This is a genomic window from Xanthomonas hortorum (assembly GCF_011305375.1).
Lineage (GTDB): Bacteria > Pseudomonadota > Gammaproteobacteria > Xanthomonadales > Xanthomonadaceae > Xanthomonas > Xanthomonas hortorum_E.
On the sequence record NZ_VCME01000010.1, the window covers coordinates 129,044 to 140,919 of the forward strand.

Below are 11,876 nucleotides of genomic sequence, written 5' to 3' on the forward strand. Positions count from 1 at the left end.
AGGCCGCGTAAGGTCCCGCGACGGTGGGCGGGCAAGGACCAGTCGAGATGGTCGGTGTGCATGGTTGCAAGCAATGCATGACGTGCGTTGTTCTGATAACGCCGCGGCCGATCATCGTCCCGATGCACCCGAGCAACAAGCAGCTTTTGAAACGACCACCGACTAACTCTCTGGTGCGGTGGCCTCGCCGATTGCGGGACCGTGTGGCGGCATGGATGCCGCCACCGAGCCTCCAGGGATGGATTCACGGCGTGTCCCGCGAGCGGCGAGGACACCGCGCCCCCCGACCAGCGCGGCTTGGGATCATCCAGATGACGAGAAGGGCTTACGGCTTATGGCTTATGGCTTACGACTTACGAATCCCTAATCACGAATCCCCAATCCCCGCCCCACTCACAACGCCCAGCGCAATCCGATCAGATACTGCCTTGGCACGCCCGGCGCAAGAAAACGGGCCGGGCCGGTTTCCACTGGTGCATCCTGCGGGCGCGCCAGTTCGCCATCGGGAAACACGTCTTCGGCCACGGCCGCATACGTCGCGTAGCGGCGGTTGAAGACGTTGTCGACGCGGGCAAACAGCGATAGCCGGTCACTGAATTGCCAACGTGCCTGCAGGTCCACCAGCGCGTAGCCGGCGGTGCCGATGTCGATGCGCTCGGGCGCGGGCTCGCCGTCTTCGGCGTTGTCGACCTGGCCATCTTCATTGCCGCTGGCCACGCGCCCGGACACCGCACGCACACCAGCGCTCAAGGTCAGCGCATCGCGCTGCCATTCCACACCCAGCTTGAGGTTGTGGCGCGGCAATGCGGCGATGCGAAGGCCGGGACGCAAGGTGATTACACGCTCGCCGGAAAGCAGTTCGCCATCGCTGCGATAGGTCGCATCCAGAAAGCTGTAGCCGGCCGACCACTGCCAATCGCCGCTGCGCAGGCGTAGCGACAGATCCGCGCCTTGATAGCGGGTGCGGCCGACATTGTCGAAGTAACCCAACTGCGTATCCGGCGCGCGCAAGAACAAAATATCGTCGCGATTGTCGGCGCGATACACCGACACCGTGGCATTGGTGTTGGCCGATGGCGTCCAGCGCGCGCCAAGTTCATAGGTGCGCGAAATGATCTGCTCCAGGCGCGGGTCGGCTTGCAGGCCGGTCGGCAAGCGGCACGGCTGGGTGGGATCGGCGCAGCCCAATTCGATCGCAGTTGGCGCTCGGCTGTTTTGCGCGACCGAGCCGTATACCGTCAGCCCGGAATCGAGCCGGTGGGTCAGACCCAGGGACGGATTGGCCTTGGCATAGACGAAGCGCTCGCGCGGGCGGTCGCCGTCTTCGGCGGTGGAAAGAATATTGTCCACCACCACATGGTTCCAGCGCACTGCAGCGGTGAGATGAGTAGCAGCGTCCACTGCCCAGGTGTCGGCAACGAACACACCCAGCGTTTTGGTGCTGCCGCGCACGCCGGAAAAGAACGCGCGCTCGGCATCCGGATCGGCGGCGACCGAGCGGTCTGGCTGCACCCAACCATCGCGGGCGAATTGCTGATAACGCACATGGCCGCGATCGAAGGTGACGCCGGTGCTGAGCGCATGCGCACCCCATTGTTTGCTCAGGTTGAGCGCAAGCCCCTGCGCTTCCTGGCGCATCTGGGTGGTGTTGAGCGCGCCGCTGGGCAATGCATCGGCATCGGCGCGTGCCACATCGCAATCGGCATCCAGTGCGCTGCCATCGGCGGCATAGCCCGATGCGCATTCTTCGACGAATTCTTCGTAGTCTTCGCCGATATCGCCATTGACGGTGTCGCGACGACCCACGCGCGAGTAGGCCAGTGCGTGCAGTGCGGTGTCCGCGTCGAAACGATGGTCCAGCTGCGCGGTGAACAACGTATTGCGATTGCGGGTGAGATCGGGCGAGGTGTACACCGAGCGGCGGTCGGCGCGATACAAGCCGGGCTCGGGGCCATCGTCGGTGTAGCGCGTATCCGGCAACAAGCCATTACCGATCAAGCGGCTGCGCCCGTGCAGCACCGACAGGCTCCAATCGGTCTGCTCGCCTTGCTTACCGACCTTGCCGAACAGCGTGCCAAGGCGACCTTCGGAGGCATCGCGCCAGCCGTTTTCATCGAAGCCGGTGACTGCGACAAAGCCATGCCACCCGTCCTGACTGGCGAGGCCGTAACTGGCGTCCAGCCGCTTGCGTGCGCCGCTGCCGATGCTCACTTCGCCCTGCAATCCAGGCGCGGTCAAACCGGAGGCCGTGGACAGCACCACCGCGCCACCGAGCGTGTTCGGCCCGAACAAGGGATTGGAGCCGGGCATCAAGGTCACTGCCTTGATTGCCGACTCGGGCAGCATGTCCCAGCTGACGATATCGGCGAACGGTTCGTTGAAGCGCACGCCATCCAGATACACCGACACGCCTTGCGAGGCGCCCGGCAAGGCAGACGCGCGAAAGCCGTGGAAGGTGAGATCGTTCTGGAACGGACTGCCTTGCACATCGTTGCCGTCCACACCGACAAAGCGCCGCTGCAGCAGATCGCTGAGGTTGTTGCTGCGCCCGCGCGACAGCTCGCCATTGGTGGCCGATTGCACCATGTACGGCAACTGCGCCGCGTCGATGGTGGTGCCGGGAATCGGCGTGGCGGTGACCTCGATGCGATCCAGCCAGGTGACCTGCGGCGCGTCTTCGGCCATTGCAGTGCCGATCGTGCCAGCGCACAGCAGCGCTGCGCAGGCGCAGGCAAGCCGATGTCGTTGCAATGCATCGCGGCCATGGCGTGCGGCGCGATGCGGCGTTGTGCTGCGATACCCCAGTAAGTGATGCGTCGACCTCATGTCGTCTCCCTCAATAAAGCACGATCGATTTGATGCCGCGCGCTGCACGCAGATCCGCCAGCGCCTGATTGATGTCGTCCAACGCCAGAGTGCGCGTGATCAACGGCGCCAGCTGGATGTCGCCTTGCAGATAGCGCTCGACATAGCCGGGCAGCTCGCTGCGCCCTTTTACTCCGCCGAATGCGCTGCCCCGCCACACCCGCCCGGTCACCAGTTGAAACGGGCGCGTGCTGATCTCCTGCGCGTCGTCGGCCACGCCGAGAATGACGCTCTCGCCCCAGCCCTTGTGGCAGCACTCCAGTGCCGCGCGCATCGCACCGACATCGCCCACGCATTCGAAACTGTGGTCGGCGCCGCCGTCGGTGAGGTCCACAATCACCTGCTGGATCGGTGCGCCGTAGTCACGCGGATCCAGGCAATCGGTGGCGCCCAACGCACGCGCCAGCGCGAACTTGGCCGGATCGATATCCACTGCGATGATGCGCCCGGCCTGCGCCAGCACCGCGCCCTGCACCACCGACAAGCCGATCCCACCCAGCCCGAACACCGCCACGCAATCGCCGGGCCGCACATGCGCGCTGTTGAGCACGGCCCCGACACCGGTGGTGACCGTGCAGCCGAGCAGGCAGACCTGATCCAGCGGTGCATCCGGATGGATACGCGCCACCGCGATCTCCGGCAACACCGTGTATTCGGAAAACGTGCTGGTGCCCATGTGATGCAGGATCGGCCGCCCGTTCAATGAAAACCGGCTACTGCCATCGGGCATCAGCCCGCGCTCCTGGCTGCTGCGGATCGCCTGGCACAGGTTGGTGCGACCGGAGCGACAGAACTTGCACACACCGCATTCGGGCATGTACAGCGGGATCACGTGATCGCCGACACGCACGCTGGTAACGCCGATGCCCACGGCTTCGACGATTCCGGCGCCCTCCTGTCCCAGGATCACCGGAAAGCTGCTCGCGCGCCCGTGCGCCAATGCATGCGCATCGCCATGGCAGATACCGGTGGCGACCAGGCGCACCAGCACCTCGCCCGGCCGCGGCGGCTGCAGGTCCACCTCTTCGATGGTTAGCGGCTGGTGCGGACCCCATGCCACCGCAGCGCGTGTCTTCATCCGGCCTCCCTGGCGCGCGTCGGCATGGCCGCCGCTCAGCGCGCGATCACCACGCCCCACGGCAATTCGCCGACGGGGATCTGTTTGATCTGTTGCAACGTCGCGGTGTCGATCACGCTCACCGTGTTCGAGCGCCCGTTGGCGACATACAGCTTGTCGCCGGCCGGTGTCAGCGCCGGATTCCACGGCCGCAGCCCCACTGCAATTTCGGCAAGACTGCGCGCGCTTCTGGTGTCGATCACGCTGACCGTGCCGGCACCGCCATTGGATGCGTACAACCGCGAGCCATCGGCCGACAACGCCACCCCCGCCGTGCGCACACCGGCCGGCAGACTGGCGCGGCGTTGCCGCGTTTTCAGATCGATCACGTCCACCACGTTGGCGGTTTCCTGCGCGATGTACACGCTGTGCCCGTCCGGTGCGAACGCCATACCGCGCGGATGGCCGCTGGTGGCGACCACACCGCGCGATTGACGGGTGGCCAGTTCGATCATGTCCATGTCGTTGGAGCCCTCGTTGCTGGTGAGCAGCCACTGCCCGTCCGGCGTGTAGGCGCAATGCTCCGGCGCCTGCCCGCGTGTGGCGATCACCTGCTGCAGCTTGAACTGCGCGGCATCGATCAACATCACCTGATTCTGCCCTTCCACACACACCGCGAACTGTTTGCCATCCGGCGACAACGCGATGCCTTCGGCGTTTTCGCCGATCTCCACGCTGCGCAGCACCGCATCTTTTTCGGTATCGAGTTCGATCAAGCGATGATGCTCGGCATCGATCAGATACAGATGCCCATGCGGGCCCGGCAACACCTGCTGCAAGCGCTTGCCGAGCTGGCCTTGCGCACTGAGCGTGCGCACCACCGTATCGGTGTGCGTATCGATCACCGAGACCGTGCCGCTGCGCTGATTGGGCACGTAGGCAAACACCGGCGGCGTTGATGGCGCCGGTGTTGCTGCAGGAGTTGCTGCAGGGGTCGCAGCAACCGCCGCCGCAGGTGCGGTGCTCGCCGCAGGCGCAGCAGCGTCGCGCTGGCAGCCCGCCACTGTGAGCAGCGCGCCCAGCACCATTGCGACATAGACGCGCTGCCACCTGATCAGCGCTGACCTCATTGCGTCTTGCCCGCGGTCTTGTTGATCGAGTGGATGAAGGCGAGCAGTTTTTCGGTGTCGCCCGGCTTGAGCACCGGCGCGAACGGCGGCATCTGCCCGACCACTTTTTCATGTCCGATGCGGGTCTTGCCGTGGGTGATCATCGCTGCCGTGCCTTCGCTGATCAGCGCGCGCAACGTGTCGTCGTCGCTGCCATACACCCAGATGTCGTTGGTCAACGGCGGGCACATGCCACCGCCACCGGTGCCGCCGTGACAGGCGTTGCAACCGGCCGAGAAATAGATCTTCTTGCCTTCGGCAATCAGCTCGGGCGTGACCTTGACCTCGGGTCCTTTCGGAATCGGCACGACAGTGGCAGGCGCGGCGGGCGGCGTGGCCGGATCCGGCGCAGGCCCGGCTCCCGGGTTGGGCACCCCGGCAGTCGCCGCTGCAGGCGCAGGCGCGGCGGTACCGGTGGCCGGCGCAGGCGTATTGGCAGCCGGCGGAGCAGCCGCCTCAGATGCAGGCGCTGACGGCGGCGCCTCCTTGCCGCACGCGGCCAGCACCACGCTGAGCATCAACGCGCACAGCGGTGCGCGCATGGAACGATCGAAACAACCCACAGTGGACTTGCGCATGGACGAACCTTTCTGATCGGAGGGAACACCGCGCACCCCGTGCACGCGGCAGGTGACACAGTCATTGCCGAGACGGACGCCTGGTCTGCGTGAGCAGCGTGGCCAGCGCGGCGTCGCCGCGCGCCTGCGCCAATGCGGCGGCGGTCTTGCCATCGCGATTACGTGCGGCAGGATCGGCACCGGCCGCCAACAAGCGCTTGGCCACTGATTCGCGCCCGGCCGCTGCGGCCAACATCAATGCGGTGACGCCAGCCTGGTTTGCGTGGCCGACGTCGGCCCCGCGTGCCAGCACCGCATCGAGAATCGCCGGGTCGTCACGTGCTACCGCAAACATCACCGGCGTGAACCCGGTGGGATTGGCACGCCGCACGTTCGCACCCGCTGCCAGCAATGCCTGCACCACGCCGGCATCGGCGTAGGACACCGCCAACTCCAGCGCGCTCCAGCCATCGCCGGAGACGGTGTCCACCGGTGCACGCTTACCCAGCAACTTGGCCACACTGTCGGCATCGTTGGCCCAGGCCGCCTTCATCAAGGCGGTCCAGCCGCTGCTATCGCGCGCATTTAGGCGTGCACCGGCATCGAGCAACAGGCTGACCAGATCCGGTTCCTGATTGCGGATGGCCTGATGCAGCGGCGGCTCGCCGAGCAGGTTGGGACGATTGGCATCGGCGCCATGCCGCAACAGCCACGCCGCACGCACGCCATCGCCGGCATCCAGCGCATGCGCCAGTTCCTGGTTCGGGTCGGCACCGTCGGCGATGCGCAGTTGCAGCTGCGCCAGTTCCTGCGACGACGCGGCCGGGCTCGGTGCCTTCGACGCTGGCGTCGGCGTCGCATACGGCCCGTGCGATGCCAGATCGCCGGCCACCACGCAGTCGCTACACCGCACCAGCGGCACGTGATAGCTGCGCAGGATCTCGGCGATCTTCACCGCACTCTGTTGCATGGCCGTGTTCAAGGCATCGCGCAGGTCCGCGTCTTTGCGCGACACTGCCCACGCCATCGAGTACTCCAAGACCGAATCGTCGATAGTGTTGAGCGGCACCAAGCCCAGCCCGCTGCGTTGCGCGTAATACCCGGCCACCGGGCCCCAGGATTCGGCCGCATCCAGTTCATTGGCGGCGACGCGTTCGACCAGCTTGCCGGGATGTTCTTCCGGCGCGGTGGCCGAGTCGTAAAACAGATACTGCACATCGCCACTGATGCCGTGCTCGTATAACGCCTGGCGTGCGGGCGAACTTTGGAACACGCCCAGCCGCAGCTTTTTCAGCGCAGGGTCGTCCAGCGAGGTCGGCACCAGATCTAAACCTTTGCGCGTCACCAGCATATAGGCCGAGCGATACAGCGGGCGGGTGGTCAGACCCTGCTCGAAATCGCTGTTGAGATCCATTAGCACATCGCAGCGGCCGGCATTGATGGTGCTGCGTGCCAGCCCGCGTTGGTAGTAGGTGCGCCACTCGTATTCCAGGCGCCGGCCCATGGCATCGGCCACAACCTGCGCGATCTTGTTCTGAAAGCCCTCGCCGGCCTTGTTGGATAACGGCATGTTGCCCGGGTCGGCGCAGACGCGCAGCACAGTGGGATCGGGCGCAGGTGGCGGCGTGTTGGCCGGCGTTTGCGCGGAGGCTGGCGCTGCAGTGGATGCAGGCGCCGCTGTGGGCGCCGCACCGGAATCAGAAGCGCGAGCCGCCGGTGAGGACGGCTCGCGTGTGCAGCCTGCGGCGACGAGTCCGAGGCTGCAAAGCACCAGCAGCTGACGCAGCTGCCGGCTCATGCCACGCGTACCGGCAGCCAGCTGCCGGTGCGCGCTTGCAACGCCTTGCCTGGATCTCATCGTGCGGTCTTCGCTGCGGCGTTGGCGGTGCCGCCACCTGCGGCCGCAGTGGCGGTGGCACTGGCGGTCACAGTCTTGCCGGCGCCATCGATACGGAAGGTATGCACCATGCCGCCGAGCGGGATCTTGTCGAAGCCGGCACCGAATGCCAGACCGGCTGCGCCCAGCGCGCCATACGGATCGGCCGGGTCCAGACCTGCGGCGACCGGCAAGCCGATCCAGCCACCGATGCCGGAGAACACCGCCACGTACTGGTGCCCATTGGCCTTGTAGGCGATCGGGTTGCCGATGATGCCGGAGGGCAACTTCATCTCCCACAGCTTCTTGCCGGTGTCCTTGTCCACCGCACGGAACCAGCCATCCAGCGTGCCGTAGAACACCAGCCCGCCATCGGTGACCAGGGTGCCGCTCCACACCGGGAACTTCTCCTTGATCTCCCACTTGGACTTGCCTTCCACCACATCGAATGCCTTGACGATGCCCAGCGCACCCGGCTCGTTGGGCTTCATCATCACGTTGGCGAACACGTACGGCAGACCCATCATGGTGTTGCCGCGTTCCTGCGGTTCCAGCTCCATATGCCAGTTGTTGGTGCCGCAGAAGAACACCGCCGAATTGGCCGGATCCACCGAGCACGGCTGCTGATCCTTGCCGCCCATCGCCGAGGGGAACGCCTGCACTTTCTTGCCGCGTTCCAGTGGCGAATGCGCGGCCACTTTCACCGGGCGGCCGGTCTTCATGTCGATGCGTTCGGCCCAGTTGGCCGGCACGAACTTGTGCGCGCGCAGCAAGGTGCCGTCGCGACGATCAAGCACGTAGGCAAAGCCGTTGCGATCGAACTGCACCACGGACGGAACTTCCTTGCCGTCGATGGTCAGATCGACCAGGATCGGCTCGTTGATGCCGTCGTAATCCCACTGGTCGAACGGGGTCTTCTGATAACCCCACACCGCTTCGCCGGTATCGATCTTGCGTGCGAACAGGGTCATCGACCACTTGTTGTCATGCTCGCCGTTGTTGCATTCCTCTTGCGAGGTCTTGCCGCAGCGATACGACGGGCTCCACAGGCCGGGATTACCGGTGCCGTAATAGAGCAGCTTCAATTTCGGGTCGTAGCTATACCAGCCCCAGGCCGCACCGCCGCCACGCTTCCATTCGTCGTTAGGAAAGGTCTTGACGCCCAGATCCCCGAGCTGGCCGTGCTGCGGATTGGCCTTATTGAAATCCGCACCCAGGCAGATCGCCTTGTCGGTGCCGGCCGCATCGCAGGACCACACCTGCTTGCCATCGGCCAGGCTGTAGGCCGCCACGCGCCCGAGCACGCCGAACTCGTTGCCGCTGATGCCGGCGATCACTTTGCCGTCGGCAATGATCGGCGCCATGGTGATGGTTTCGCCCTTGTCCGGATGCCCGAGTTTCTGCTTCCACACTTCCTTGCCGGTCTTGGCATCGAGTGCGATCACATCGCCGCTCAGGCTGCCGAACACCAGCTTGCCATCGGCATACGAAGCGCCGCGGTTGACCGTATCGCAGCACGCCACCGCCACCGAGCGTTCGTCCTGTTGCGGGGTGTATTTCCACAACACCTTGCCACCGTCGTCCTGCGCCGCCAGGTCGATGGCGAACACGTTGTTCGGGTAGGCACTGACCATGTACATGATGCTGCCGATCACCAGCGGCTGGCCTTCGTGGCCGCGCGTGGCATCGGTCTTCATCTCCCACGACATCTTGAGATTCTTGACGTTGTCGCGATTGATTTCGGCCAGCGGGCTATGCCGGGTAAGTGCGAAGTCGCGCCCGATGCCGCCCCAGTTATCCGGGTTGCTGGCATTGGTGGTGAATTCGCCATCGGTGTCGACCACGGCGGCGGCCGGCGGCGCAGCGGCGGGCGCGGCTGCCGGTGCGGGCGCTGCAGTTTCAGTGGCCGCGTCCTTTTTACAGCCGGACAGCGCGGCGCTCAGCGCAAGCATGAGCAGCGCACCGCTGCGAATGCTGCGACAGGAAGATTGATGCATATGCGTCTACCCCTTCGATTGAACAACCAGTCGGTTGAAACATCCGCAGCGCAGGCACCGTTGCAGCCAGTTGCGTCGCAGACGTCGGAAACGTCGAGGGAGAAGAGAGCAAACGCCATGCCAGTGCACTGGTGCGATGCACCATGTCGGGGCAGCGGGGCTTTGCTGTGATGGCAGTCGCTTGAGCGAGGTGCACTGTCACGGTTTTGGCACAGTTTGCACCGGGCGTGCTGTTACATCGGTGGTGCAGATGGTTCGGTTTTTCCAGTCAGCAAGTGCCATGGCAATGACTGCGGGGTTTTGCTCGCTGCTGGCTGCATCAGGTCGCGTCCGCAGCTTTTGCTGGCACGCCTTGTTCCAACACACTGCCTGCACATCAGACCCCGTTTTTCCTTCAGACATCGACCGAAATCGGCGGTGCTTGCGCGCGTACCGGCGTGGGACCTTACGCGGCATGGATGCCGCGTAAGAGCCTACACGGACGTACTTGCGGCGTGTCCCACGCCGGTACGCGTGCAAGCGCCCTCCATGAGCCGAAGCATTCGCACAAGACTGACAGACGTTGCGTGTGTGGGTTGGTCTGTGCGCGGCGCCGTATCCGGCGTCGGAATCCGCACTTTGCGCCTACTTGCCAGACAGCGCGCTAGCCTTTCCACCGCGTAAGCAACTGCGTGCAATCCTGCAGACGCCAGTCGGCAAAGCCGGGCCAAGGGTCACCCGGCGTGTTGACCAGCACCGTGCAGGCGCCAACGGCACGACCGCAGGCCAGGTCGTTGTGGTGGTCGCCGACCATCACCAATGCCGCACCGTCGACCGACCAGCGTCGTTCGAAATACTGCAGGCCATCGGGCGCGGGTTTGGGCGCGGCCTCGTCACGGCCGACGATGGTGTCCCAGGCAAATGCATCGTGCAGGCCGATCGCCTGCAACGTCACCTGCGCCAGTTCGCGTGCGTTGCGGGTAAGCATGCCGAGTTGGCATCCGGCCGCCTGCAATGCACGCACCAATTCCACTGCACCGGGCGCGGCGCGTGCGGTCCGTGCGAGTTCACGCTCGTGCTCGAGTAACCAGGCGTGTTTGGCAGCAGCCTGGTCGGCAGGTAGCGATGCCAGGTGATGCAGGATGTCGGCCTCGGGCGGGATGTCCAGCGCGCGTCGAATCAACACGAAATCATGCACGGCTTCGGTCAGCGTGCCATCCATGTCGAACACCCAGTGGCGGTAGTCGGACAACGCGGGAGATGTTTGTGTGAGTGTCATGCAGTCCATACGCGCGAAAATTTAAGAGTGCTGATGCAACACGGCAAACAGTTGTCAGGAAGATGCAGACTGTGCGAAATCAACCGCAGTGGAGGAACGATACATACCGATGCCGTGCATCGACCGCGCGCACCTGTTCGCTGCGCAGTCGTGTATTGCTCATGCCTACTTCCAGCCCGGCATCTGCGTGTTATCCAGCCCACCCACTTCGAACTCGGCGGTGCGCGTGCCGCCGGCTTTCACCGGAAACGCGATGCTGACGCGCTTGGCATTGCGCACCAATTTCCACAGCGCCTTGTCGTCGTCGATGAACATCGCGATCGCTTCATCGGTGTCGGGGCGATGTGCGGCCATCAGGCGCGCTGCACCGCCGTCGGCCGAGACCTGCACCTTGCAGCCGCTGTAGCAGTTGAAGTCGCCGGCCTTGAGCACCAGATAGCTGTGGCGCTTCCACTGCGGGTGATCGCGGAACACCAGGCTCACCGGCTTCGGGCCGCTGCCGTCCACGTCCACGCGTTCCTTGGCATCGATCATCGCCGAGCGCTGCGTGCCGCCCTTGGCCGGCACCTGTGAGTATTGCCATAACGCCTGCATGCGGCGCAGTTCGCGCGCCTGCTCGCCCCTGGCCTTGATGTCGGCGTAACCGGGCTCGATGCGCGTGGCCGCAGCGGTGCCGGCGTAGCCTTCCAGCAACGCGGCGCCATGCGCGCGTGCCATGTCCCAGTTCTGCGCTTTCACTGCCTCGTCGTATTGCTTGGCGAGCGCATCGGCATCGTGTTCTTTGGCTTGCGCCTGTGCGGTTTCCTGCGCCTGGCGTTGCGCCTCGCGGTCGGTACAGCCACTCAATGCAGCGACGCACAAGGCCGCGCTCAGCAGATACTTCATCGTGGACTCCGGGGCGAATTCAATGGCAACGATACCAGCCTGCCCCGATGGAATTGATCAACCGCCTACGCAGACAGCCTGCCAGCAGACGGCCGGACACCGTAGGAGCGCACCTGGGCGCGATGGGGCTCCATCGGGAATGCCACATCGCGCCCGGGTGCGCTCCTACAGGGCGATTGCAGGACACGATGCAGCGGCGGGAGGGCATCTGC

The 11,876-nt window shown here is 64.9% G+C and carries 8 protein-coding genes; all 8 read right to left on the reverse strand.

Annotated features, from left to right (window positions below; genetic code table 11):
• Positions 1–393: 393 nt before the first annotated feature.
• A complete protein-coding gene (locus tag FFY45_RS11260) occupies positions 394–2,685 on the reverse strand; it encodes a TonB-dependent receptor (RefSeq protein ID WP_176340525.1) in 2,292 nt (763 codons plus the stop codon).
• A gap of 151 nt (positions 2,686–2,836) precedes the next feature.
• Positions 2,837–3,943 (reverse strand): S-(hydroxymethyl)glutathione dehydrogenase/class III alcohol dehydrogenase, encoded by a 1,107-nt coding sequence (locus tag FFY45_RS11265; protein WP_176340496.1) that lies wholly within the window; start codon positions 3,941–3,943, stop codon positions 2,837–2,839.
• A 35-nt stretch (positions 3,944–3,978) separates the two neighbouring features.
• Positions 3,979–5,052, reverse strand: a complete 1,074-nt coding sequence (locus FFY45_RS11270; RefSeq protein WP_176340497.1) for a beta-propeller fold lactonase family protein — start codon at positions 5,050–5,052, stop codon at positions 3,979–3,981.
• Entirely contained in the window at positions 5,049–5,705 is a 657-nt protein-coding gene (locus FFY45_RS11275) for a c-type cytochrome (RefSeq protein ID WP_176340498.1), read from the reverse strand. The genes FFY45_RS11270 and FFY45_RS11275 overlap by 4 nt, the downstream gene beginning before the upstream one ends.
• 25 nt (positions 5,706–5,730) lie before the next feature.
• The gene (locus FFY45_RS11280) at positions 5,731–7,506 is read right to left on the reverse strand and encodes a quinoprotein dehydrogenase-associated putative ABC transporter substrate-binding protein (RefSeq protein ID WP_176340499.1); all 1,776 of its coding nucleotides are present in this window, start codon (positions 7,504–7,506) and stop codon (positions 5,731–5,733) included.
• Entirely contained in the window at positions 7,503–9,521 is a 2,019-nt protein-coding gene (locus FFY45_RS11285; protein WP_343204097.1) for a methanol/ethanol family PQQ-dependent dehydrogenase, read from the reverse strand. The genes FFY45_RS11280 and FFY45_RS11285 overlap by 4 nt, the downstream gene beginning before the upstream one ends.
• 643 nt (positions 9,522–10,164) lie before the next feature.
• Entirely contained in the window at positions 10,165–10,788 is a 624-nt protein-coding gene (locus tag FFY45_RS11295) for an HAD family hydrolase (protein WP_176340502.1), read from the reverse strand.
• Between the two features lie 156 nt (positions 10,789–10,944).
• A complete protein-coding gene (locus FFY45_RS11300) occupies positions 10,945–11,664 on the reverse strand; it encodes a hypothetical protein (RefSeq protein ID WP_176340503.1) in 720 nt (239 codons plus the stop codon).
• Positions 11,665–11,876 lie beyond the last annotated feature (212 nt).